Genomic DNA, 23,878 nt, shown 5'->3' with positions numbered 1-23,878 from the left:
TCTCAGAGCTTTTGCTCCAGGAGCAGCTGGCCCTTATTCGTAGATCTCAGGCTTGAGCACACCGATGTACGGCAGATTGCGGTATTTCTCCGCATAATCGAGGCCATAGCCCACGAGGAATTCGTCGGGGACCGTATAACCGCAGTAGTCGATGTTCACATCGACCGTGCGGCGCGACGGCTTCGAGAGCAGCGAGCAGAGCTTGACGCTCTTCGGCTTGCGCTCGCGGAAATACTTCATGAGGTAATTCATCGTCGTGCCCGAATCGATGATATCTTCGATGATGATCAGGTGTTTTCCTTCTACATCGTAATCGAGATCCTTGAGGATCTTCACCGAGCCGCTCGACTCCGTGCCGTTGCCGTAGCTCGAAGCGATCATGAAGTCGAAATGGACCGGCAGATTGATGTTGCGCACGAGGTCCGTGTAGAAGACGACGGCGCCCTTGAGGATGCCGACGCAGTAGATCGTCTCCTTCACGTCCTTGTAATCTTCCGTGATCTCTTTGCCGAGCTCTGCGATGCGCTTCTTGAGTTCCTCTTCCGAGAAGACGACTTTCTCGATATCCGCATTCATGTCTTTAGTCATTTGTGTGCCTCTTTTCTTTTATTTGGAAATACAGGATTCTCTTTGTTCGGTCGTTGACCGGGTAATGGCTCGTGCGCCGCCTGCCTGCGATCCAGAGGATCTCCTGGCCGTTCGCCAGCAGCAGCAGCCGGCTGCGCTCTTCGCGCGGGACCTTGTCGTCGATGAGGACGTCCTTGAGTTTCTTGCGCCCAGCAGGAAGCTCGATGAAGTCGCCGGGCCGCCGGTGGCGGAAGACGAGCGGGCCGCGCGCGAGGACGTCGGCATCGAGGTAGAAGGCGCCGGGCCCGGCAGGTGCAGGCCGCTCCCGGCAGAACTCCGCCTCGATGACGAGACCGCCCACTTCGGTCACGCCCGGTATCTCCGGCCGGACGGCAAGGTCCGCCGGCGCCTCCGAGACCTCCTCGGAGGATTGCCGCAGGAAGAGCCTGTCGTACGAGAAGCAGGCCCGATACCCGCCGGAAAGTGCCAGCACCTTGCCGTTCGGCTGCTCAGAGATCGCCAGCTGGCGCAGCTCTTCCACATGGATGAAGCTGAGGTCCCTGCCGCTCCCCGCCGCCTCCCGATAGAGGCGGCGCAGCGCGCGGCGCTGCATGGCCGGATGCTGGCGGCGCAGCGAGGCGAGCATGATCTTGCGCTGTCCCTCTTCCTCGCGCGTCAGATAGGGCCAGATTGCATCGAGCTGCTGCTCGAGGTAATCGCAGTCGGCGCGTGCGAGCTCAGCGAGCTGGCAGAGCGCACGCGCGACTTCTGGATTGCATGACTGCTGCAGGTACGGCAGCACCTTGAGGCGCAGCACGTTGCGCGTGCAATCAGGGAGATCGTTCGTCGCATCGTGGCGCGGCTCAAGGCCGCGCGCCCCGCAGTAAGCGAGGATCTCCGCGCGCCGCGCAAAGAGCAGCGGGCGAATCTTCTTTCCCTCGCGCGGCTTCATGGCAGAGAGGCCGTCGAGCCCCGTGCCGCGCAGGATGCGCATGAGCACCGTCTCGGCCTGGTCATCGGCGTGATGAGCCGTCGCGAGGACATCCGCGCCGACGCGCGCCATCGTCTGCCAAAAGAACGCGTAGCGCAGTTCGCGCGCCGCAAGCTCGAGCGACTTGCCCTGTGCGCGCGCAGCAGAGGGCACATCACCGTGCCCGATGAAGCAGGGCACGCCGCGCTCCTTGCAGAACGCGGCGACAAATGATGCATCGCCTTCCGATGAGGCGCCGCGTATGCCGTGCTCGAAGTGCGCCACAGTCAGGGCGAGGCGAAGACGCCCGCGCAGCCGCAGCAGGATGTCGAGCAGGGCCAGGGAGTCCGGCCCGCCGGAGCAGGCCACGAGCACGTGCATGCCGCGGTGCAGGAGTCCCTGCGCCCTGGCATAGCGCAATGCTTCTTCAATCATAAAGCCCATAGAGCCATCTGCCTTCAACATAAAGAACAAAAGCACCCCGTCAAGAGTGCTTGTATCATTCCGATTTCAGATGATCAATCCGAGCGGCGGGAGCCACGGCCTCCGCGCTTCGAATCCGTCTTGCGGCGCAGGTCCGTCAGGCGCTCGTCACTGTCCTTGAGGAACTTCGAGAGCTTGTCTTCAAACGAGGCCGTGGAATTGCTGTAGCGGCCACCGCGGCGGAAATCCCGCGGTCCGCGGCTCTGGCGCTGCGGGCGGAAGGAAGAATTCCCTGCCGGAGCCTGTGCTTCTGGCTTCTTCTCCTGAAGCTGCTTGATGGAAAGGGCAATCTTGCCGCGATCATCGATGCTCAATACCTTAACCTTCACCTTGTCATGTTCGGAGAGGAAATCGTGGACATCCTTGACATAGACATCCGCTACCTCAGAGATATGGATGAGACCGGTCTTGCCTTCCGGCAATTCTACGAAAGCACCGAAATTCGTGATGCCCGTGACAACACCCTCAACTACATTGCCAACTTCAATGGACAAATTAATTCTTCCTCCTTAAGTCGTGATGGAAAATACACGCTTTATTATAACCTTGCGCGCTCAGCAGTGTCAAGGAAAGAACGCGATTTCAGTCAGCGCGAGCCTACGGATTTCCCTGAGCTGTACGGCAGTTCTCCCCTGCGCGTCATGCCGAGCTCCTCGCGCGCGATCTTCTCGATGTAATCGAGGCGGTTGAGGTCATCCTTCTCCTTGACGAGGCGCTCGTGCTCAGCCCTTGCCGTCGCGAGGCGCTCCTCTGCCGCAGCCTGATCGGCGCTGACCTGGTTCAGGTAGATCTGCTGCTTGACGAGGATCACGGCAAAATAACCGATGATGATGACCAAGAGGATCGTGAACCAGTTGAAGAGGCCCTTCCTCTGCTTTATCCTTTGCTTCATGAAATCAACTCCTTCTCAACAGCAAATCCTTCAGATCTTCGGCAATGGACGGCGCGGCATCGGGGCGCGCACAAGAAACGGCGGCCCGGCTCATCGCAGCGAGTGAATCGCCGTCCAGGAGTTTCCGGACAGACCGCGCGAGGTCCTCGCGCGGATGGAGCCAGACAGCCGCCCCGTGCTGCGTCGCATAGATGGCGTTCTCCGTCTCAGGCCCCGGGATGGGATCGTGCAGCAGCATCGGCAGGCCGAGCACGAACGCCTCGCTGATGGTCAGCGCCCCAGGCTTCGTGATCAAGAGGTCAGCCGCCCGCATGAGGAAGTGTACCTGATCCGTGTAACCCCAGACGAGCACCTGATGATGCGAGGCGTCCGCCATGTCCTGCACGCGCTCCATCAGGCGTTGATTGCGCCCGGCCACGACGAGGATGGTCAGGCGCGCTTCGATCTCCTCGAGGTCGCGCAGGTTCGACTCGATGCCGCCGAGGCCGAGGCCGCCGCCCATCAAGAGGACGGCTGGCTGCCCCTCCGGTATAGCCAGCGCGCGCCGCACAGTGGCTTTGTCCTTCATCTCCTGCAGGACACTCGCGACAGGGATGCCGGGCACCTCGAGCGTGTTGACGGCAAAGCCATGGCTGATCATGCCCATGCGCATCTCCTCCGTCGCCATGTAGTAGCGGTCGACGGCCGGATAGAGCCAGATCTGGTGCAGGGAGTAGTCCGTCATGACGGTCGCGAGCCGGTACGATTCCTGCTGGCGGCGGCGCAGGAGAGAGGCCGCTCCCTCAGGGAACGGGTGCGTGCAGAGCACGAGGTCCGGCTCGTAGCGGCGCACGAGCCGCTTCATGACCGGCATCATGATCCAGGCAAAGGCGTTCTGGACGAGCGTGCCGCCCGAGGAACCGCCCGAGAGCTTGTAGAAAACGTCGTAGAGGTTCGGCACGAAGGCCAGCATCGCCAGGTAGAATTCCTTCATGAACCAGTGGATGCGCGAGATGCGGCGCGCCATGAAGTCGACCGTCGTGATCTCGGCATCGGGCAGCAGGCGGCGCAGTTCCGTCTCGATGGCCTCGGCCGCCTTGATGTGCCCCGAACCAATCGAGGCCGTGAGTATCAGTATCTTATGCATCAGGCAGTCAGGCCTCCGTCAATCCCGTAGATGGCGCCCGTCACGAAAGACGCGCGCGCCGAGGCGAGGAAGACGATGAGTGAAGCCGCTTCCTGCGCCGTGCCGATGCGGCCGAGCGGATAGACAGCAGCCATCTCCCTGAGGTTCGCTTCACGCCTTTCCCCCGTACCGAGCTGCGCCTCTGTCAGAGGCGTCATGATGTCGCCCGGTGCGATGGCATTGACGCGCACGCCGAAGGCGGCCACCTCGAGTGCGAGCGCGCGCGTGAAGAGCACGACAGCGCCTTTGCTCGCGCAGTAAGCCGTACAGAAGTAGTTGCCGTGGACACCTGCGTCAGACGACACGTTGACGACAGCGCCGCGAGCGGCCTTGAGCGCAGGCAGAGCGGCCTTCGTCATGTGGAAGACGCCCTTGACATTGCAGGCGAGGATATCGTCGAGTTCCTCTTCCCCGAGGTCTTCAAGCGCCCCTTCCCGATAGATGCCCGCCGAATTGACGAGCACATCGAGGCGGCCAAAGCGCGCCACCGTCCCTTTGACCACGCGGCCGCAGTCCTCGACGCTCTTCACATCCCCCTGCAGGAAGCAGATTCGCTCTGCCCCGGCCTCCTGCGCGAGGCGTGCCGCTGCCTCACGGCCGCGCTCCTCGGAGCGCCCCATCAGGCAGACACTGGCACCTTCCTGCAGGAATTCACGCGCCGCTTCCAGTCCGATGCCGGAAGTGCCGCCCGTGAGCAGGACAACCTTTGACGATAAACCGAGATCCAAGCCTATCCCTCCAATACAAGAAGAAGCCGGGCTCCCGAAGGAACCCAGCCTCTCGTACACAAGCCAGATTATGCGTTGACCGCATCTTTCAGGGCCTTGCCAGCCTTGAACACCGGATTCTTCGAAGCCGGGATCTGGATCGTCTCGTTCGTGCGCGGGTTGCGGCCTGCGCGAGCAGAACGCTCCTTGACTTCAAACGTACCGAAGCCAATCACCTGTACTTTATCGCCCTCAACCATAGCCTGCTGGATGCTATCGAAGATAGCGACCACAGCCTTCTCTGCGTCTTTCTTCGTCAGACCTGCTTTTTCAGCAACGCTAGCTATCAATTCAGCTTTATTCACGATTGTAGCCTCCTTAAATAATGGTTTTGCTTATGTGACAGATATTCGCGGCCTGCCGCGAATATCCTGCCTGCTTATCAAAATTTAGCAGAAAACCCTTGAAAAATCAAGGGTTTTCGGAAAAATAACCGCGAACAGGCGCGTTTCGGCTCATTGTGCTGGCACAAAGAGACTCGTCAGATGGTCGACATCCTTCTGGCGGTCGAGCTCGTAGAGCGGAATCTTCCGGATGGATTCGTCGGGCAGGGCGAGATTGTGGATGTAGGTGACCTCGTACTCGTCGGGATAGAACTCCATGAGCATGAGCTTCGTGTCCGAGGCGATGATGGGATCGTAGACCTGCGTGATGACGAGCGACTGGGCCGGGCGCTCCTTGAGCGTGCTGACATCCTCTGCATCGAGTATCGTCAGGCCCTCGATGGGGTCGATGCCGAGGCGCGTGTACATGACCTCGACAAAGCTCATGCCGGGCAGGATGTCGACGGCGGTATCCGTCTCCTTCGCGAGTTCGCGCAGCAGCACGACGGTGCGCTCGGCGACGAGCGGGCTGCCGGGCACGGCGTAGACGAGGTCGCCCTGCTCAGTTGCGCGCCGCAGCAGATCTTCAGCGATATGGCGGTAGAGCGTCTCAAAATCCGGCGCTTCTTCGTAGAAGCCGTCGTATGACGAGAACGTCAGTCCGCGCTTCTCAATCTCTGCGACAGTCGGATGGATGCGCGTGCGCAGTACAAGATGCGCTGCCGCCTGCATAGTCTGCCAGGATTCCAATGTGATGAGGCCGAAGCGGCCCGGGCCAAGTCCGACTACGGTGATCTTTGGCTGTTTCATTCTGTCTCTCTTTCCTTTCCCTTCTGACTCTTCTTGATGGCGCTGGCCTTTTCCCTGGCCTTTACCTCGAGCGCCTCATCGTCACCGGCAGCGATCATGAGCACGCGCGTGACGAAATTCGTGATGTTCTTCTTGTAGCGGTCACTGAGCGCAAAGCGCAGCCCGTTCTTTTCAGGCAGGCTCCGCATGCGCTTGCCAAAGAGGTTGGCAAGTGCGAGCATCCCCTTGGCCGGCATGCGTTTTTCTGGCAGGAAGTAGAGGTCGAGCGCCAGCGGCATCTCCTTGATGGCACGGATGCCGAGGTCGCGCGCGTAGTTCTTGATGCGCGCGACCTCCAAGAGGTGCATGACCGGCTTCGTCGGGTCGCCGAAGCGGTCGATGAGCTCATCGAGCAGGCTCCGTAGCTCCTCATTGCTGCGGATGGCCGCGATGCGCTGGTAGATCTCAATCTTGTGCATGGCGTCTGTGATGAAGCCGCCATCGATGTAGGCTTCCGTCTGCAGGTCGATGACAGGCTCCGGCGGTGCTTCCTCAGGCGCCTTGCCGCTCTGCAAACGCTCTACGGCCTCTTCGAGGAGCTTACAGTACATCTCGAAGCCGACGCTGGCGATGTGACCGTGCTGCTGGGCACCGAGCAGATTGCCCGCGCCGCGTATCTCGAGGTCGCGCATGGCGATCTTGAAGCCTGCGCCGAGCTCGGCGAACTCCTTCATGGCTTGCAGGCGCTTCTCGGCCGTCTCCGTCAGGATCTTGTCCGCCTGATAGACAAAGTACGCAAAGGCCATGTGATGCGAGCGGCCGACGCGCCCGCGCATCTGATAGAGCTGCGACAGGCCGAAGTGGTCGGCGTTGTAGACGATGATCGTGTTGGCATTGGCAACGTCGAGGCCGTTCTCGACGATGCTCGTCGCGAGCAGGATGTCGTAATCGCCCTCGTAGAAGTCCATCATGACGTGCTCGAGCAGTTCCTCGGGCATCTGGCCATGTGCCGTCTGGATCCGCGCCTCGGGCACGAGCGATTCGATGTGGTCGCGCATGCGGTCGATGGTGTCGACGCGGTTGTAGATGAAGTAGACCTGCCCGCCGCGCCTCATCTCACGCTTGATGGCGTTCGCGAGGATCGTATCGTTGTTCTCGACAACGTACGTCTGCACGGGGAAGCGCTCGGCCGGCGGCGTCTCGATGATGCTCATATCGCGCGCGCCGACGAGCGACATGTGGAGCGTGCGCGGTATCGGCGTTGCCGAGAGCGTCAGGACGTCGATGCCGGCGGCGAGCTTGCGGATCTTGTCCTTCTGCTTGACGCCGAAGCGCTGTTCCTCGTCGACGATCAAGAGACCAAGGTCCTTCCACTTGACCTTGTTCTGGTTGAGGATGGCATGCGTGCCGATGAGGATGTCCACCTGGCCGAGGCGCACCTTCTCGATGGTCTCCTTCTGCTGCTTCGCCGTGCGGAAGCGGCAGATGACATCGATGACCGGCGCAAAGCCGTTGAAGCGCGTCGTAAACGTCTGGTAATGCTGCTGCGCGAGGACGGTCGTCGGCACGAGCACGGCCACCTGCTTGCCGTCCATGGCCGCCTTGTAAGCCGCGCGTATGGCGACTTCCGTCTTGCCGAAGCCGACGTCGCCGCAGAGCAAGCGGTCCATGGGCTTCTCTTTCTCCATGTCCGCCTTGATCTCCGCGATGGCGCGCAGCTGGTCTTCCGTCTCCTCGTAGGGGAATGCGTCCTCGAACTCGCGCTGGCTCACATCGTCCGGCGGGAAGGCATGGCCTTTGGCCTCCTTGCGCTTCGCGTAGATCTCGATGAGCTTCTGCGCGATGTCCTCGACCGACTTCTTGGCGCGCGCCTTGGCCTTGACCCACTCCGTGCCGCCCATGCGGTGCAGGCGCGGCACATCGCCCTCCGAGCCGATGTACTTCTGCAAGAGGCCGACCTGGTCCGTCGGCACGAAGAGCTTGTCGTCGCCCGCGTACTGGATGTGCAGGTAGTCCTTGTGGATGCCGCCGACATCGAGCGTCTCGACGCCGAGGTACTTGCCGATACCGTGGCTCTCGTGCACGACGTAGTCGCCCGGCTTGATGTCGCGGAAATGCGAGATCTTCTCGCCGTAGTCGCTGTGCTTGCGGACAGCCGTGTGGCGCTTGTGGCGGCCGAAGATGTCCTTCTCCGTCACGACGACGAGGCGCGCAGAAGCCATCTCGAAGCCCGTGAGCAGGGCCCCGCGGCGGATGTTAATGGCATTGTCATGGAGAGGCTCTGCTGCGCCCTCGATGAGAGACGGGATGCGGCGGTGCGCGAAGAACTCACGCAGGCTGTTCGCCTTCTCCCTATCGCCGAGCAGCACGAGCACGCGCTGCTTCTGCGCGAGCCAGCGATTGGCCTCGTTCTCCAAGAGGTCCATCTGGCGGCGGAACGGCGTCATCGTCGTTGCCGTCACGCCAATCGTCTCAACGGGCACAGCGCCCGGCACCTGCTGCAAGAGGAGTGCCAGGTAGACGACGCGGTTGACGCGCGCGGCTTCCAAGAGTTCCTCCCAGCTGAAGATCTTGCCCTTGATGTCCGGGTTCTCGCGCACCATCGTGCGGATCGTGTCGCGGACGCGCGTCGGCTCATCGAAGAGGACAGTCCCCTTCCCCTCGAGGTACGAGAGGAAGAGTTCCGGCCGGCCCGAATCGTCCGTCTGTGCCAGCGGCATGATGGTCGCCGCGCCGATGTTCTTGGTCGAGCGCTTCGAGTCGAGGTCGAATTCACGCAGCGAGTCGATCTCATCGTCGAAGTACTCGACGCGCACCGGCTCAGCCGCATTGATGGCAAAGATGTCGACGATGCCGCCGCGCACGCTGAACTGTCCGACGCGCTCGACCTCCTCCGCGTGCTCGTAGCCAAGGTCGACGAGGCGCTCCAAGAGGTCCTCGCGCGGCAGGACGTCGCCCATGCGCAGCGAGAGCGAGAGCCGCATGAATTCATTGCGGCCCATGCCCTTCTGCACGGCTGCTTCCGTGCGCGCGAGCACGATGACATGCTCGCCGCGCACGAGGCGGCCGAGCACCTCCATGCGCCTGGCGGCCCGCTCCTGGCTCTTGGCCGCCGCCTTGACGTCAAACGTATCAACCTCCGGCAGTTCGACGATGGGGACCTTCGGGAGCAGCAGCCTGAGATCCTCCTTCCAATCGGAGAGCGTCTCCGACGAGTGGCAGATGATGGCCATCATCTGCGGCATTGAAGCGTAGCAGGCAGCGACAGCGGCGTGCTTCTGTGAGCCGCCGAGCCCGTAGATCAGGGCTTCGCGCGGCTCGCCCTGCGTGTTCTCCCGCAGGCGCTGCAGGGCTCCGTCCTGCAGCATCGCGGTAAATAATGCATTCATACAATCATCCTTCATGTCATTCGGTGCATCATGCCATTCCATGCGATTCACGTCAAAAAGACCCGGCAATGCGGGTCTTCTCTATCGTCATGCTGTTTTACTGAGCAAGAGCGGCCTTGAGGAAGTCGCGGAACAGCGGATGCGGGTTGTTCGGGCGCGACTTGAGCTCCGGATGTGCCTGCGTGGCGACGAACCACGGGTGATCCTTGACCTCGATCATCTCGACGAGGCTGTCATCCGGCAGCGTGCCGGCGATGACCAGTCCCTTCTCCTGCAGGGCGCCGCGGAACTCATTGTTGAACTCGAAGCGGTGGCGATGGCGCTCATGGATGAGGTTCGTGCCATATGCCTCTTTAGCATGCGTGCCATTGGCGAGCGTGCAGGGATATGAACCGAGGCGCATCGTGCCGCCCTTCTTCTCGATGCCCTGCTGCGATTCCATCAGCGAGATGACAGGATGCGTCGTCTCCGGATCGAACTCCGTCGAATGCGCATCCTCCATGCCGCAGACATGGCGGGCAAACTCGATGACGGCGCACTGCATGCCGAGGCAGAGGCCGAGGAACGGGATCTTGTGCTCGCGCGCGTACTGGATGGCCTTGATCTTGCCCTCGACGCCGCGGCTGCCGAAGCCACCCGGCACGAGGATGCCCTTGCAGCCCACGAAGACTTCATCGAGGTCCATATCCGGATTCTCTTCGATTTCCTCTGCGTTGACCCAGTTGATCTTGACCTGCGCATCATTGGCAATGCCGCCGTGATGCAGGGCTTCCGTCACGGAGATGTAGGCGTCCGGCAGCTCGACATACTTGCCGACGACGGCGATCTTGACGCGCTTCTGCGGGTGGTTGATCTTATAGACCATCTTCTCCCACTCGCTCATGTCAGCCGGACCGTAGTCCATGTTGAGCTTCTTGAGCGCGATCTTGTCGAGACCTTCCTTCTGCATCATCAACGGGACTTCGTAGATTGTCGACGCGGTGCGGTTCTCGATGACAGCTTCCGGCTGCACGTCGCAGAACATGGCAATCTTGTCCTTCATCTCCTTGGAGATCGTCTTCTCCGTGCGGCAGACGAGGATGTCCGGCTGGATGCCAATGGCGCGCAGCTCCTTGACGCTGTGCTGCGTCGGCTTCGTCTTGAGCTCACCGGCTGCCGAGATGTACGGCAGGAGCGTGACATGGATGTAGAGCGTGTCATTCGGGCCGACTTCCTTCTTAACCTGGCGGATGGCTTCGAGGAACGGCTGGCTCTCAATATCGCCGACCGTGCCGCCGATCTCCGTGATGACGACATCAGCGCCGTCAGCCTTTGCCACGTCGTAGACCTTCTGCTTGATCTCGTTCGTGATGTGCGGGATGACCTGAACGGTCGAGCCGAGATACTCGCCCTTGCGTTCCTTGTTGAGGACCGACCAATAGACCTTGCCCGTCGTGATGTTGGAGTTCTTCGTCAGGTTGATGTCGATGAAGCGCTCGTAGTGGCCGAGATCGAGGTCCGTCTCCGCACCGTCATCCGTGACAAAGACCTCACCGTGCTGGTAAGGACTCATCGTGCCCGGATCGATGTTGATATACGGATCGAACTTCTGGATCGTGACCTTGATTCCCCGGCTCTTGAGGAGACGGCCGAGCGATGCGGCCGTGATGCCCTTGCCCAGAGAAGAAACAACGCCACCGGTAACGAAAATATACTTTGCCATGGAACTGCCTCCTGCTTGTTCTTTGAAACACATGTTGACTATTCTACCCCGAATCGCATGGGGATGTCAATCCATCGATTATTCCTGGATGCTCTCGAGTTTCTTCTTGCGGTTGCTGCTGGCCTTGGCTGCGGCCTTGCTCGAGCCAGACGTCGAGCGGCTGGAATGGGAGCGCTTGACCTCTGGCGGATTCCATTCCGTCAGCCCCCACTGGCCTTCGCCTTCATAGTGGAAGCGGCTGTCCATGTTGATGAGCGTGTAGACTTCCGAGATGGCAGCCGACAGCGACTGCACCGGCTTGTGCGTCTTCTCGATAACGTCGAGGACGAGATCCTTGTAGTACATTTTCTCCCCCGACTGCGTCAAGATGTAGTACGCTACATCAACTTCCGAGCTTTTCAGAAAATCCATTTCTATATCTCCCTTCGCAAAATGCGTAATCAATCCAAACTCACATGTGTTCCGGTGCCGATACGCCGAGGATGCCGAGGCTGTGGCGGATGACATACGCTGTGACCGTGACGAGCGCGAGGCGTGCCTCCGCGAGGTCGTGGTCGACGCCCATGATGCGGCACTTGTTGTAGAAGCTGTGGAACAGCGCCGCAAGGTCGTAGCTGTAGCGCGCGATGCGCTGCGGCGCGTAGTCGTCAGCAGCCTTCTTGACCTCTTCCGGATACTCCTCGATCTTCTTGATCAGGGCGACTTCACTCTCATCCGTCAGGAGGTCGAGCTTCGGTGCCTTGCCGAGCGCGAGCTTTGTCTCCTGCGCCTGGCGGAAGATGCTGCAGATGCGGGCGTGCGCATACTGGATGTAGTAGACCGGGTTGTCGTTCGACTTCTTCTTGGCGAGGTCGAGGTCAAAGTCGAGCTGGCTGTCGAGCGAGCGCATGAGGAAGAAATAGCGTGCGGCATCTGTGCCGACTTCTTCCATGAGCTCATTCAAGGTGACGCTCTGGCCCGTGCGCTTGCTCATCTTGACGAGCTCGCCGCCGCGGTAGAGGCTGACCATCTGCAAGAGCAGCACGGTGAGCTTCTCCGGGTCGTGGCCAAGTGCCTGCATGGCAGCCTTGACGCGGCAGACGTAGCCGTGATGGTCGGCGCCCCAGATGTTGATGAGGCGGTCAAAGCCGCGCTCGTACTTGTTGTGGTGATAGGCGATATCGGCCGCGAGATACGTCGGCACGCCGTTGTCGCGGATGACGACGCGGTCCTTGTCATCGCCGTACGCCGTCGATCTGAGCCAGAGGGCACCGTCCTTCTCGTAGATGTCGCCCTTCTTCTTGAGGATCTCGACGACCTTGCGCACCGCATCCGGGTGGAGCGTGCGCTCGCTGAACCACTTGTCGAACGTCACGTGGAAGCGCTCGAGGTCCTCCTTGAGGATGGCCAGCTTCTCGTGGTAGGCGAGGTCCTTGAAGATATCGAGGCGCTCTTCCTCACTGAGCGCGAGGTACTTGTCGCCGTCGCGGTCGATGATGCGCTGCGCCGTATCGATGATGTCCTGGCCGTGGTAGCCGTCCTCCGGGAACGTGACCTCCTGGCCGAGCAGTTCGAGGTAGCGCGCATTGACGGAGCGCGCGAGGTTGTTCATCTGGTTGCCGGCATCGTTGATGTAGTACTCGCTCTCGACCGGATAGCCCGCTGCACGCAACAGGTTGACGAGAGCCGAGCCGGCAGCCGCGCCGCGGCCGTGGCCGACGTGCAGCAGGCCCGTCGGGTTGGCGCTGACGTACTCGACCTGGATCTTCGGATGGTCAAGCTTTGGCAGATTGCCGAAGGACTCCCCGGCCTCCAGGATCTTCTGGAAGGAATCGTAGAGCACATTGCCCTTGAGGTAGAAGTTCAGGAAGCCTGGCCCTGCGATCTGCGTGTGATCGAGCCAGTCTCCCTTGATGCGCTTGGCGAGTTCTTCGGCAATCTGGCGCGGATTCCGATGGAAGACGCGGGCCGACTGCATGGCGAAGTTTGTCGCAAAGTCGCCGAACTCTTTCGTTGGCGGCACCTCCAGGACGATCTGAGGCAGCTGGCCTTCCGGCAGAGCGCCTTCCTGGATGGCATCTTTAGCGGCCTGTTCAATGGCCCCTGTCAATATGTCTTTGATTTCCAAAAGTGTTCCTCCTATTCCTGCGCGCACATCCGGCACGCCAACAGTCCGGCCAAAGTCCCCGAGAAGCTCAGAGGCCATGGTCTTCTTCGATCTCGATATGCAGGCGGTTCTGGCTCTGGAAGGCTCCGTTGACCCAGAGACCGTAACGGATGTCGATGCGCCCCGCCACTTCGCCGTAATCGACAGACAGCGCCTCCGTGCGGACAGAGAGGTCGATGTTGCCGTACGGCGTGCGGTAGATGCTCGTATGCTCGCGCCCATTCTCGAAGCGCTGCTCCTGTTCAAGAGCGCCCTTGCGCAAGAGCGTCATCGTACCGCCGCCAATCTTGAGGACGGTCGAGACTCTCGAGCCTTCCGAACCGTCTTTGCCGTCTTGCACAGCATCATCTTCATAGATCACGTAGTGCTTGCCGCGATGGAAATAATGATGGCCCTTCGCAATGGTGCGGACGCTGTCCTTCTGCCCCTGCGCATCCTGCCAGGAGCCCCTGACCTTCACGATGACCGGTTTCTTCTCACTCATCCGCCTGCCCCTTTCTATACATTGTATATCATTATAGACCAAACCGTCGAGCCTTGCCAACTAAAAATTTTATGCCAGGAGGCGCCTGCAGAGCGCCTTCCTGGCATATCCCATCTTGCGTCACATGCGCGCGAGGATCTGGCGCGCCACGTAGACACCGCTGGCGCCGGCCTGCGAGAGGCCGCGCGTGACGCCGGCGCCGTCGCCCGTCGCGAAGACATTGCGCAGCTTCGTCTCGAGCTGGTTTGTCAGGACGACGCGGGCGCTGTAGAACTTGACCTCGACGCCGTAGAGCAGCGTGTCATCGTTCGTCATGCCCGGCGCCACGTAGTTGAGCGCCTGGATCATCTCGATGATGTTGTCGAGGTGACGCTTCGGCAGCACGAGCGAGAGATCGCCCGGCGTCGCCGCGAGCGTCGGCTTCGTGAAGCTCTTGCTCAGTCGGTGCGCATTCGTGCGGCGACCCTTGATGAGATCGCCGTAGCGCTGCACGATGATGCCGCCGCCGAGCATGTTCGAGAACGACGCGATGCGCTTGCCGTACTGATGCGGCGCCTTGAAGGGCTCCGTGAAGTGGTTCGAGACGAGCAGCGCGAAATTCGTGTTGTGGCTCTGGAGCTTCGGGTCGCTGTAGGAATGGCCATTGACCGTCACGATGCCGTCCGTGTTCTCCATGACGACGTGGCCGTGCGGATTCATGCAGAACGTGCGCACAAAGTCGCCGTACTGCTTCGTACGGTAGAGCAGCTTTGCCTCGTAGACCTGGCTCGTGATATCGTTCCATACCTCATCCGGCACCTCGACGCGCACGCCGACGTCGACGCGATTGTTCTCCTGCTCGATGCCGAGACGGTTGCACTCATTGGAGAACCACTCCGCTCCAGCGCGGCCCGGCGCGATGACGAGGAAGTCCGCCTCGATTTTCTCGCCATTTGCGAGCTCGAGCATGTTGTCGCCCTGGCCGTCCGACTCGATGTGGGCGACGGGACACTCAAAGCGGAACTCCACCTTCTCCTTCAGGTACTCGTACGTCTGCTCGAGCATGCGCAGATTGTTCTCTGTGCCGAGATGGCGCACGCTGGCGCTCAGGAGATGCAGGTCGTGCTGCAGGGCCAGGCGGCCGATGTCGGAGTTCTTCGTCGAGAAGACCTGTGATGGCGCGCCGTGCTTCATGTTGATCTTGTCGACGTAGTCGATGAGCTCCATGACCTCCTCGTCCGGCAGATACTCGTTAAGCCAGCCGCCGAACTTCGTCGTGAAGTTGTACTTGCCGTCCGAGAACGCACCGGCCCCGCCGAAGCCGCGCATGATGCTGCACGGCTTGCAGCCGATGCAGCTCTTGACCTTGCCCGCCGAGATCGGGCAGACGCGGTGGTAGATGTCCTTGCCGCTCTCGAAGACGATGACGTGGAGTCCCGGCTTCTTCTCCACCAGTTCATAAGCTGCCATGACGCCGGCGGGGCCGCCGCCGACAATCGCCACATCGTATTTCTTCATGGAAATGCCCCCCATATGGATTCATCCGATATCTCAACTCATTCAACAAAATCTGTGCACAGCAAAAGAGCGCAGTTGACCTTGGCCCCGCCTTGCGCACGTCCGGGCCACCACCTGCGTTCAAACCTTATGTATTATACGGGATATACCATGCGATTGCAAGCGTTTTTATCGATTTTCGCAAAAAAACGCACACAATGTCTTATTTTTATACCTTCTATACAAATAAGTATTGCAATACCCCGCCGTCTTCCCATATAATTGAACTATTCTTGTAAACTTAATTCCGCGAAAAAGGAAATGGGGGATTCATTTTGACTCATGATCTTGCCATCATCAACACGTTTGTGCTCTACATCGGTTTCATGATGGCCATCGGCGTGTATTACTACCGCCGCACACGCAACATGAGTGACTACTTTCTCGGCAACCGCAAGCTCGGTGCCTGGGTCACGTCACTCTCCGCCGAAGCCTCAGATATGAGCGGCTGGATGCTCATGGGTGTGCCGGGCTACGCTTATCTCGCCGGCCTCAACGCCGGCTGGATTGCCATCGGCATCGCCATCGGCACCTGGGCCAACTGGCACTTCGTCGCCGCGCGCCTGCGCAAGTACACGGAGCTCGCCAACAACTCCCTGACGCTGCCGGAGTTCCTGCAGAACCGCTTCCACGACAAGAGCGGCCTGCTGCGCATCGTGCCGGCCATCTTCATCCTGATCTTCTTCGTCATCTACACCTCGTCGGGCTTCGTCTCGGCGGGCCGCCTCTTCGAGACGGTCTTCGGCATCCCCTATGAGTACGCCATCTTCATCGGTGCCGGCTCCGTCGTCTTCTACACGCTCGTCGGCGGCTTCCTCGCCGTCTCGCGCACGGACTTCATCCAGGGCGTCATGATGTTCTTCGCCATCCTCGTCGTGCCGATCTGCGCTGCGATGCAGTGCGGCGGCTTCGAGTCGACCGTCACGGCCATCCAGCACGTGCAGAGCACGATGCTCGAGCCGCTGACGAAGCCGGACGGCTCCACGATGAACGCCATCGAGCTCATCTCGCTGCTCGCCTGGGGCATCGGCTACTTTGGCCAGCCGCACATCCTCGTGCGTTTCATGGCCATCCGTACCTCGAAGGAAGTCAAGCAGGCCACGCACATCGCCATGACCTGGGTCATCCTCTCGCTCGCTGCAGCTGTCGCCGTCGGCATGGTCGGTCGCGTCTACCTGACGACGCCGCTCGAGGGAACGGCATCTGAGACGGTCTTCCTCGTCATGACAAACGAGCTCTTCCCGCCAATCGCCACGGGCCTCATCCTCTCGGCCGTCCTCGCGGCCATCATGAGCACGGCCTCTTCGCAGCTCCTCGTCGCGGCCTCTGCCTTCGCACAGGACTTCTACCGCACGCTGCTGCGCAAGGACGCCGAGCAGAAGGAGCTCGTCTGGATCTCTCGCGCGAGCGTCCTCGTCATCGCGAGCCTCGCGATTTTCCTTGGGCTCAACCCGAACAACTTCATCCTCGACATGGTGTCCTACGCCTGGGCCGGCTTCGGCGCCGCCTTCGGCCCGGCTCTCCTGATGAGCCTCTTCTGGCGCCACACGACAAAGTACGGCGTGCTCGTCGGCATCATCGTCGGCGGTGTCACCGTCCTCGTCTGGAAGCAGTACGCACTCTTCGGTCTCTACGAGATCGTGCCGGGCTTCCTGTTCTCCACGATCGCCATCTGGGCCGTCAGCTGGCTTGACCGTGTGCCGGAAGCCTCGATCCTCGAGACGTTCGACAAGGTCGGCAAGAGCAAGATCTGATCCATCACACCAATGCAAAGAATCCCCATCATCCACAGAGGATGATGGGGATTTTGTGTATAACTCAGCAAAGATCAGAGCAGATAGCGGATCCAGACGTAGACGCTCGAAATCGCGATCGTCATGATCATGATTGGGAAGGCGATCTTCATGAAGCCCAGGAAGGAGATCTGCTTGCCGCGCTGTGCCGCCATCGAAGCGACGACGACATTTGCGCTCGCACCGATCAGCGTGCCGTTGCCGCCGAGGCAGGCACCGAGGGCCAGCGACCACCACATCGGGTCGAGGTTCGAGAGCCCCATCTGACCCATATCCTGGATCAGCGGGATCAGCGTCGCAACGAACGGGATGTTGTCGATGAAGGCCGAGGCAAAGGCGCTCATCCAGAGAATCAGCATAGCCGTCGCATTGACACTGCCATTCGTCAGCTTGATGGCCTCAGCGGCGAGCACCTTGATGACGCCCGTCTCGACGAGAGCGCCGACGAGGACGAAGAGGCCAGCGAAGAAGAAGATGGCCGTCCACTCAATCTTCGAGAGAACCTTCGTGATCATGCCCTCATTGCGCGTGTAAGTGATGAGGAGCAGGAGGCCGGCGCCCGAAAGCGCAGCCGTTGCCGTCTGCAAGCCGAGATAGCCGTGCACGACGAAGAGACCGATGGTCAGCGCGATGACGAAGAGACATTTCTTCAACAGCTTCGGATTGGCGATCTGGCTCTTGGCATTGAGGCGCATGACCTTCTCCTGGAGATCCGGCTGCGTGTGGAGCTCCTTGCCATAGATCGCGATGAGCACGAGTTCTACGAGGATGAAGATCAGGACCGCGATGCCCGAGAGGTTCGCAAGGAAGTCCACGAAGTTCAGGCCGACAGCGCTGCCAATCATGATGTTCGGCGGGTCGCCGATCAGCGTCGCCGTGCCGCCGATATTCGAAGACAGGATCTGCGAGATCAGGTACGGCTTGACGTCAACCTTGAGCTGTGCCGTGATGCTGAACGTGATTGGCACGGTCAGAAGGACCGTCGTGACGTTGTCGAGGAATGCCGAGCAGACCATCGTCAGCGCTGAGAGCGCGACGAGCAGAGCAATCGGGCGCGCCTTGACCTTCTTGGCCGACCAGATGGCCAGGAAGTTGAAGAGTCCCGTCTCGCTCGTGATGTTGACGATGATCATCATGCCCATGAGTAGGCCCAGTGTGTTGAAATCAATGTGACGGATGGCCGTCTCCTGATCGAGCACACCAAACAGGATCATGAGCATGGCGCCGACGATGCCGACAATCGTGCGATGAACCTTTTCCGAAATGATCAACGCGTAAGCAGCCACGAAGATGACGACGGCTGCTGTCGTTGTGCTAACCAATAGAATCCACTTCTTTCCCTAAAAAACTTCCCTTTATTTCTTATACTTCGGGATCAGCACGATTTTCTCCCCATCGCGCTTGATCTGGAAGGTATAATTCTTGACATCCTCGCGGTAGAGCTCCATCTTGAGCTGCAAGAGCGCCCGGGCAAGTTCCTCCGTGAGCTGCGGCGTGAAGCCGGCGCGCAGGAAGTCGGCAGGTGCTTCCACCGACTCCTTCGCCTTCTTCTCCGCTTTCTTCTCGGCCGCGCGGAAGCGGTCTTCTATCGATGTATCTTCTACATAATCTTTGAACATGTCCTTGTCGGACAGATTCTTGGGTATCTTTGACATGTGTTCACCTTCTGCAGAATACAGGATTACTTGTTGACTTTTGCCCAGCTGTCGCGCAGGCCGACGACGCGGTTGAACACGAGGTGGTCAGGCGTCGTATCCGGGTCGACGACGAAGTAGCCGACGCGCAGGAACTGGTAGTGCGTGCCAGCAGCCGTGAGCTTCACGGACGGCTCGACCAGTGCATTCTCGATGACTTCGAGCGAATCCTTGTTGAGCGCCGCGATGAAGTCCTTCGGTACATTGCCGTTCTCATCCGTCTCGATGAGATAGTCATAGAGGCGCACTTCTGCCGGAAGGGCCGTCTTCTCGGCCACCCAGTGGATCGTGCCCTTGACCTTGCGGCCGGCCGTCTTGCCGCCCGTCTTGGAGTCAAGGTCTGCCGTGCAGTGGAGCTCGACGACATTGCCCTCTGCGTCCTTGACGACTTCCTCGCACTTGATGATGTAGGCGTGCTTGAGGCGTACCTCTCCGCCCGGCTTGAGGCGGAAGTACTTCTTGGGCGGCTCTTCCATGAAGTCCTCCTGCTCGATGTAGAGCGTGCGGGAGAACGGCACGAAGCGATGGCCACCATGAACCGGATTGTTGTCGGCAAGCAGCCACTCTTCCTTGTCCTCCGGATAATTCGTGATGACGACTTTCAGCGGGTGGAGCACCGCCATGACGCGGTCTGCATTCTCATTGAGGTCCGCACGCACTTCGTGCTCGAGCATGGAGACATCGACGATGCTGTCGGCCTTTGCCACACCGATCTCCTTGCAGAAGTTGCGGATGGCGGCCGGCGTGTAGCCGCGGCGGCGCAGACCAGAGATGGTCGGCATGCGCGGGTCATCCCAGCCGCGCACATAGCCCTCTTCGACGAGTTGGCGAAGCTTCCTCTTGCTCGTCACCGTGTTCGTGAGGTTGAGGCGCGCGAACTCGATCTGGCGCGGGCGCGTGTTCGGATCAAAGTCCAGGGAGTCGAGCAGCCAGTCGTAGAACGGGCGGTGCTCCTCAAATTCCAGCGTGCAGACGGAGTGCGTGATGCCCTCGATGGCATCGGAAAGCGGATGGGCAAAGTCGTACATCGGGTAGATGCACCACTTGTCTCCCGTGCGGTGATGCTTGGCATGCGCAATGCGGTAGATGACGGTGTCGCGCATGACGAGGTTCGGCGAAGCCATGTCGATCTTCGCGCGCAGCACTTTCGTGCCGTCGGCAAATTCGCCCGCCTTCATGCGCGCGAAGAGGTCGAGATTCTCCTCGACGCTGCGGTTGCGGTACGGGCTCTCCTTGCCCGGCTCCGTCAGCGTGCCGCGGTACGCCTTGATCTCCTCAGCAGAGAGGTCATCGACGTAGGCGAGCCCCTTCTTGATCAGCGTGACCGCGAAGTCGTAGAGCTTGTCGAAGTAGTCCGACGCATAGAACTTGCGGTTGCCCCAGCTGAAGCCGAGCCAGCGGATGTCCTCCTGGATGGAGTCGACGTACTCCGTATCCTCCTTCGTCGGATTCGTGTCATCGAAGCGCAGGTTGCAGAGACCGTGGTTGTACTCTGCCAGGCCGAAGTTCAGGCAGATCGACTTCGCATGGCCGATGTGCAGGTAGCCATTCGGCTCCGGCGGGAAGCGCGTGTGGATGCCCTCCGTGTACTTGCCGTTCTTGAGGTCTTCTTCGATCATGTTCTGAATGAAATTCGGCGTCATCGTGATCTTTTCTGCCATCTGGATTCTCTCCTTATCTCTACCCTTCTCTGCTGAACTCTGCCGAAAAGGAATCTACTACTATCGGTTATCTATGCATGCCTGCTGTGCCATCATCTATGATATCAACACTTCACTTCGTCCATCTGCAAACACCGCTTCTCCACATAGGCGCGCAGGCGCGCGATGCCCTCCGCCATGCCCGGCTGGTCCGGCAGGTAGTGGATGATGCGGTCGATGTAGCCGCGCTTGACAATCTCGCGGAGCGTCCAGCTGAAGTTGATGTCATAGACCCAGAGCAGGCGCACGAGCTTGCGATCACCATGCGTGCGCAGCTTACGGTAATCCGCCTGCCGCCCTTCTTTGAACGCCTCGATGAAATCGGGACTGACGAGCTGGCTCGCATCCGAGGCGATGAACTTCGGCGCCTTGTCCGCGCCCTCAGGGCCCAAGAACGGCGAGAGCACGCGGTAGATGTCGAGCTTGTCGGCATCACGCAGGAGCTTCGCGAAGAGCAGTGCTTTCTCGCTCGGCGCAGGGCCGATCTCCTTCTTGTTGTGGCGGCCGATGGCAAAGCGCACGAGCGCTTCGTCTCCAGGCGCGAGTTTCTTCATGAAATCGAGCTCCGACAAGACCTTGAGGCCGAGGTCGGCATGGTCTTCCGACTCGGCATCGTTGAACGTCTTGTAGAGGCTGTACTGGCGAAAGCGCCCGACATCGTGGAAGAGGCCCATGATCTCAGCAAGCTGGGCATCGTGCTCCGAAAGCTGCAGGTGCTTCGCAAGCTGCACCGCAATCGAGGTCACATATCCCGTGTGAAGCTCCTTGATGCGGATGCCCTGCATGACCTCCTCATCATCGGTATGGAAGGACTTCATGTAGGCATCCATCCAGCTGTGCATTTCCTTGAGCAGTTCCTTCACACCACTCATCTCCTTTATCTCAGGGATTCCCATAAAAATCCCGATAGAATCAATGTTTCTATTATACTACACATCTATCCAGCGTTGCAATTGTTCATCCAAGGATTACAGACCGTATCAGTTCTCTCCTTCATGGTCCGATTCATCGACGAGGATGCCCAGGTCCCTGAGGTCATGCTCGATGGCCTTGAGTGCATCCTCATCGGGCACGCGTATCGTGTGCATGTGGATGCCGCCCGTCACGACGAGCAGGGGATTGGCCTGGCACTTCTGCATCTTCGTCAAGAAACGCCGGACATCGCGGCGGCTCTCGACAAAAAGATCGCCTCGTATCGCGCCGTAGACGGGATGCTCGACGATGACATCGAGCACCGCGCCGCCGTTGTCGACGACGGCCTGCAGCTCTTTCTCCATATCAGCCGCATCGTGGCGGCAGACGATTGTCGCCTTGATATCGTGGTCTTTCGCATCCTCTGGCATGATGTAGCCGCGCGGCGTCGCGAAGATCTGCGCGCCCTCTGCGCGCAAGATGCTGATATCGCCGACGATGATCTGGCGGCTGACGCCGAGTGTGCGCGCGAGCTTCGTGCCCGTCAATGGCTGGCTGGCTTCCCGCAGGCGCTTCATCAACGCTTCGCGCCGTTTCTCCGTGTTCATGATACACCCCCTGCTTTGCTTAACAAAAAAAGCTGCCTTGCGGCAGCTATGTTTCTAAGATGGTGGGCGATAACAGGATCGAACTGCTGACATCTTGCTTGTAAGGCAAGCGCTCTCCCAGCTGAGCTAATCGCCCGAATGGTGACGCCAATGGGATTCGAACCCATGAACCCGCCGTGAAAGGGCGGTGTCTTAACCGCTTGACGATGGCGCCATTGGCTCCTCGAGCAGGATTCGAACCTGCGACAGCCTGATTAACAGTCAGGTGCTCTACCGGCTGAGCTATCGAGGAATGAGGAATAATCGGATACTCACGTACCGACTTGTATTATTATACTGGATGATCTGATAGAATGCAAGCATTTTTTATGCGGTTTCCCACAAAAAAAGACAGCCCGCTAGGAGCTGTCTCTTTATCGTCACAAGACGCCTGTATCAGAAGAATACATCGACACGGCCGAAGAGCTTCTCGGCATCTTTGTCAGCTGCGATGTCCTTGCCGTTGAAGTACTTGGCGAAGAGCTGTACGTTCTTGAACAGCGTGTAGCCCGTGCCGACTTCCCAGCCCTTCTGGCCGCCATCGACACCATCGCCGTACGTCGACCACGGAGCTGCGTACTGGCCGAGCTTGCGGTAAGCGAGGTACATGCCCCAGCTGCCCTTGTTCTGCTGCTGTGCGCCCTTGTAGTCGTACTCGAAGCTGTAGGCATCGTCGTAGTTGTCAGCCTTCGTGTTCTTCGCGTACTCTGCCTTGAAGAAGCTGTTGTGGTCGAAGCGATAGCCAGCGTTGACGAACCAGATGTTGGCCTTGTAGTCCTCATCCTTATCGTTCGTGTACGGTTTCAGCCCCGTATCGAACTTTGCATAATCGAGCGTTGCGCCATCGAGGTGCTCGTAACCCGTGTTGCCGTAGAACTTGTTCTTGGCGTAGCCGAGATTGACTGCCTGGAAGTTCGCTGTATCGTCACCATCTTTGAAGAAATCGCTGTTGCTCTGGCCCTTAAGATCACGTGCCATATCGCCAAACTGCTTTGCGTCGAGGCGGCCGGCTTCGAGCGTGACCTTGAGGTCGTTGCCGAACGTCACGGCAGCGCCGGAGTACGGATCATCCGTCGTGGAAATCAGGTTGATGGCATTCGGCAGCTTGCCAAGCTTGACATTGAAGTTGTCGTAATGGCCCTCAGCCCAGACACGCTTGAGTTTGACATTGTAGTCGCTGTTGCCGCCATCCGTATCCATCAGGCCGTTGGCATCGAGACGAGCATGGACATCCCAGTTCTTGTTGACCTCAGCCTTTGGCTCGAGACGGAAGACGTACTCATCGACATTGTTCTTGCGCTCTTTAGCCGTCGTACCCGCATCGTGACGCGTGCTCGTATACGTGTACTCGAGTACGCCGTTCCACTTGACCTTGTCGGCATTGCGCTCGAGATTTGCCACGCGGACGCCGAGGTTGTTCAGCTCATCGGAAAACTCAGCGGCGAGCTTGTCGATCAAAGCCTTGTCGGCAGCGGAGACATCGCTCTTGGCCATGGCCTTCGCGACCATCTGAGCCATCTCGTAGCGCGTGATGTTCTGGTTGCCGCGGAACGTCGTGTCGCCGTAACCTTCGATGACGCCGTCAGCTGCGAGCTGCGATACTGCATCGTATGCCCAGTGGTCTGCCGGGACATCCGAGAACGGATTGGCAGCTGCGAACGTCGTGCTTGCAGCGCCGACAACGAGTGCCGTAGTGAGTGCGGATACCAGAGTCTTCTTCATATTGAACTCCCCCTAAAAGTGATTGTTTCGCATCGCTCTTTTATGAGTGTCCATGTTTCCTCATATTCCCCCGCGATGCCTTCTTCTTGTTTCATATTGAAACTGTTTTTTAGCATAACATGTGGCAACGGTTTCTGCAAGCGTTTACATTTATTTTCTTTATAAAATTATATTTTCTAACAATCAAACAAATCAAA

General features: G+C 59.5%; 21 protein-coding genes and 3 tRNA genes. 1 reads left to right on the top strand and 23 read right to left on the bottom strand.

Translation table 11 applies throughout. The annotated features are described in order from the left end of the window. Positions 1-33: 33 nt before the first annotated feature. From hpt to B2X55_RS02825, 14 genes are all read right to left on the bottom strand, one after another. The gene (gene hpt, locus B2X55_RS02890; protein ID WP_036374441.1) at positions 34-576 is read right to left on the bottom strand and encodes a hypoxanthine phosphoribosyltransferase; all 543 of its coding nucleotides are present in this window, start codon (positions 574-576) and stop codon (positions 34-36) included. Between the two features lie 4 nt (positions 577-580). After that, the gene (gene tilS, locus B2X55_RS02885) at positions 581-2,002 is read right to left on the bottom strand and encodes a tRNA lysidine(34) synthetase TilS (RefSeq protein ID WP_286820796.1); all 1,422 of its coding nucleotides are present in this window, start codon (positions 2,000-2,002) and stop codon (positions 581-583) included. A gap of 53 nt (positions 2,003-2,055) precedes the next feature. Further along, the gene (locus B2X55_RS02880) at positions 2,056-2,514 is read right to left on the bottom strand and encodes a S1 domain-containing RNA-binding protein (protein WP_036373854.1); all 459 of its coding nucleotides are present in this window, start codon (positions 2,512-2,514) and stop codon (positions 2,056-2,058) included. 92 nt (positions 2,515-2,606) lie between these two features. Further along, positions 2,607-2,912 carry an FtsB family cell division protein gene (locus B2X55_RS02875; RefSeq protein ID WP_036373856.1) on the bottom strand — a complete coding sequence of 102 codons (306 nt, stop codon included), beginning with the start codon at positions 2,910-2,912 and terminating at the stop codon, positions 2,607-2,609. Between the two features lie 4 nt (positions 2,913-2,916). Next, complete coding sequence (locus tag B2X55_RS02870) at positions 2,917-4,038, bottom strand: MGDG synthase family glycosyltransferase (protein ID WP_036373859.1); 1,122 nt, start codon at positions 4,036-4,038, stop codon at positions 2,917-2,919. After that, positions 4,038-4,805, bottom strand: coding sequence for an SDR family NAD(P)-dependent oxidoreductase (locus B2X55_RS02865; RefSeq protein ID WP_278742458.1), 768 nt, complete (start codon positions 4,803-4,805; stop codon positions 4,038-4,040). The genes B2X55_RS02870 and B2X55_RS02865 overlap by 1 nt, the downstream gene beginning before the upstream one ends. 68 nt (positions 4,806-4,873) lie before the next feature. Further along, complete coding sequence (locus B2X55_RS02860) at positions 4,874-5,149, bottom strand: HU family DNA-binding protein (protein WP_036373864.1); 276 nt, start codon at positions 5,147-5,149, stop codon at positions 4,874-4,876. 150 nt (positions 5,150-5,299) lie between these two features. After that, positions 5,300-5,977, bottom strand: coding sequence for an SAM-dependent methyltransferase (locus B2X55_RS02855; protein WP_036373867.1), 678 nt, complete (start codon positions 5,975-5,977; stop codon positions 5,300-5,302). Next, the gene (gene mfd, locus B2X55_RS02850; RefSeq protein ID WP_286820794.1) at positions 5,974-9,345 is read right to left on the bottom strand and encodes a transcription-repair coupling factor; all 3,372 of its coding nucleotides are present in this window, start codon (positions 9,343-9,345) and stop codon (positions 5,974-5,976) included. The genes B2X55_RS02855 and mfd overlap by 4 nt, the downstream gene beginning before the upstream one ends. A gap of 97 nt (positions 9,346-9,442) precedes the next feature. Then, entirely contained in the window at positions 9,443-11,047 is a 1,605-nt protein-coding gene (locus tag B2X55_RS02845; RefSeq protein WP_278742465.1) for a CTP synthase, read from the bottom strand. A 78-nt stretch (positions 11,048-11,125) separates the two neighbouring features. Further along, a complete protein-coding gene (gene rpoE / locus B2X55_RS02840) occupies positions 11,126-11,458 on the bottom strand; it encodes a DNA-directed RNA polymerase subunit delta (RefSeq protein WP_036373872.1) in 333 nt (110 codons plus the stop codon). Positions 11,459-11,498: 40 nt separating this feature from the next. Continuing rightward, positions 11,499-13,154, bottom strand: coding sequence for an arginine--tRNA ligase (argS, locus tag B2X55_RS02835; RefSeq protein ID WP_286820793.1), 1,656 nt, complete (start codon positions 13,152-13,154; stop codon positions 11,499-11,501). A 67-nt stretch (positions 13,155-13,221) separates the two neighbouring features. After that, the gene (locus B2X55_RS02830) at positions 13,222-13,677 is read right to left on the bottom strand and encodes a DUF1934 domain-containing protein (RefSeq protein ID WP_286820791.1); all 456 of its coding nucleotides are present in this window, start codon (positions 13,675-13,677) and stop codon (positions 13,222-13,224) included. Between the two features lie 120 nt (positions 13,678-13,797). Next, positions 13,798-15,174, bottom strand: a complete 1,377-nt coding sequence (locus tag B2X55_RS02825) for an NAD(P)/FAD-dependent oxidoreductase (RefSeq protein ID WP_278742469.1) — start codon at positions 15,172-15,174, stop codon at positions 13,798-13,800. Positions 15,175-15,488: 314 nt separating this feature from the next. Here B2X55_RS02825 and putP point away from each other — a divergent pair, with 314 nt between their 5' ends. Then, positions 15,489-16,967: a sodium/proline symporter PutP gene (gene putP / locus B2X55_RS02820; RefSeq protein WP_036373885.1), complete on the top strand. Its 1,479-nt coding sequence runs from the start codon at positions 15,489-15,491 to the stop codon at positions 16,965-16,967. Between the two features lie 74 nt (positions 16,968-17,041). On the opposite strand, the gene B2X55_RS02815 is transcribed toward putP, so the two are convergent. The 9 genes from B2X55_RS02815 to B2X55_RS02775 all read right to left on the bottom strand — a co-directional run bounded on the left by B2X55_RS02815 (position 17,042) and on the right by B2X55_RS02775 (position 23,681). Further along, entirely contained in the window at positions 17,042-18,328 is a 1,287-nt protein-coding gene (locus tag B2X55_RS02815; protein ID WP_278742472.1) for an ArsB/NhaD family transporter, read from the bottom strand. A gap of 33 nt (positions 18,329-18,361) precedes the next feature. Then, the gene (locus B2X55_RS02810; protein ID WP_036373891.1) at positions 18,362-18,661 is read right to left on the bottom strand and encodes a hypothetical protein; all 300 of its coding nucleotides are present in this window, start codon (positions 18,659-18,661) and stop codon (positions 18,362-18,364) included. Positions 18,662-18,687: 26 nt separating this feature from the next. Then, complete coding sequence (locus tag B2X55_RS02805) at positions 18,688-20,361, bottom strand: glutamine--tRNA ligase/YqeY domain fusion protein (protein WP_286820789.1); 1,674 nt, start codon at positions 20,359-20,361, stop codon at positions 18,688-18,690. A 104-nt stretch (positions 20,362-20,465) separates the two neighbouring features. Then, positions 20,466-21,263 carry an HD domain-containing protein gene (locus B2X55_RS02800; RefSeq protein WP_286820788.1) on the bottom strand — a complete coding sequence of 266 codons (798 nt, stop codon included), beginning with the start codon at positions 21,261-21,263 and terminating at the stop codon, positions 20,466-20,468. A gap of 117 nt (positions 21,264-21,380) precedes the next feature. Then, on the bottom strand, positions 21,381-21,920 hold the full coding sequence (locus B2X55_RS02795; protein ID WP_286820787.1) for a transcription repressor NadR: 540 nt from the start codon (positions 21,918-21,920) through the stop codon (positions 21,381-21,383). A 60-nt stretch (positions 21,921-21,980) separates the two neighbouring features. Further along, positions 21,981-22,056: transfer RNA gene (locus B2X55_RS02790), tRNA-Val, on the bottom strand. 3 nt (positions 22,057-22,059) lie between these two features. Then, positions 22,060-22,134 (bottom strand) — tRNA-Glu (locus B2X55_RS02785). Positions 22,135-22,136: 2 nt separating this feature from the next. Next, positions 22,137-22,212: transfer RNA gene (locus B2X55_RS02780), tRNA-Asn, on the bottom strand. 143 nt (positions 22,213-22,355) lie between these two features. Beyond that, complete coding sequence (locus tag B2X55_RS02775) at positions 22,356-23,681, bottom strand: S-layer homology domain-containing protein (RefSeq protein WP_286820786.1); 1,326 nt, start codon at positions 23,679-23,681, stop codon at positions 22,356-22,358. Between the last annotated feature and the right edge of the window lie 197 nt (positions 23,682-23,878).

Source organism: Mitsuokella sp. UBA4253 (genome assembly GCF_002395285.1).
In the GTDB taxonomy this organism is placed as follows: Bacteria; Bacillota; Negativicutes; order Selenomonadales; family Selenomonadaceae; genus Mitsuokella; species Mitsuokella jalaludinii.
This window is presented reverse-complemented; position numbering and strand designations above follow the sequence as displayed.

Coding starts and splice junctions, on each gene's coding strand:
- hpt (WP_036374441.1), bottom strand. CDS start 576: ATGAATGCGGATATCGAGAAAGTCGTCTTCTCGGAAGAGGAACTCAAG.
- tilS (WP_286820796.1), bottom strand. CDS start 2,002: ATGTTGAAGGCAGATGGCTCTATGGGCTTTATGATTGAAGAAGCATTG.
- B2X55_RS02875 (WP_036373856.1), bottom strand. CDS start 2,912: ATGAAGCAAAGGATAAAGCAGAGGAAGGGCCTCTTCAACTGGTTCACG.
- B2X55_RS02870 (WP_036373859.1), bottom strand. CDS start 4,038: ATGCATAAGATACTGATACTCACGGCCTCGATTGGTTCGGGGCACATC.
- B2X55_RS02855 (WP_036373867.1), bottom strand. CDS start 5,977: ATGAAACAGCCAAAGATCACCGTAGTCGGACTTGGCCCGGGCCGCTTC.
- mfd (WP_286820794.1), bottom strand. CDS start 9,345: ATGAATGCATTATTTACCGCGATGCTGCAGGACGGAGCCCTGCAGCGC.
- B2X55_RS02845 (WP_278742465.1), bottom strand. CDS start 11,047: ATGGCAAAGTATATTTTCGTTACCGGTGGCGTTGTTTCTTCTCTGGGC.
- rpoE (WP_036373872.1), bottom strand. CDS start 11,458: ATGGATTTTCTGAAAAGCTCGGAAGTTGATGTAGCGTACTACATCTTG.
- B2X55_RS02830 (WP_286820791.1), bottom strand. CDS start 13,677: ATGAGTGAGAAGAAACCGGTCATCGTGAAGGTCAGGGGCTCCTGGCAG.
- B2X55_RS02825 (WP_278742469.1), bottom strand. CDS start 15,174: ATGAAGAAATACGATGTGGCGATTGTCGGCGGCGGCCCCGCCGGCGTC.
- B2X55_RS02810 (WP_036373891.1), bottom strand. CDS start 18,661: ATGTCAAAGATACCCAAGAATCTGTCCGACAAGGACATGTTCAAAGAT.
- B2X55_RS02805 (WP_286820789.1), bottom strand. CDS start 20,361: ATGGCAGAAAAGATCACGATGACGCCGAATTTCATTCAGAACATGATC.
- B2X55_RS02795 (WP_286820787.1), bottom strand. CDS start 21,920: ATGAACACGGAGAAACGGCGCGAAGCGTTGATGAAGCGCCTGCGGGAA.
- B2X55_RS02775 (WP_286820786.1), bottom strand. CDS start 23,681: ATGAAGAAGACTCTGGTATCCGCACTCACTACGGCACTCGTTGTCGGC.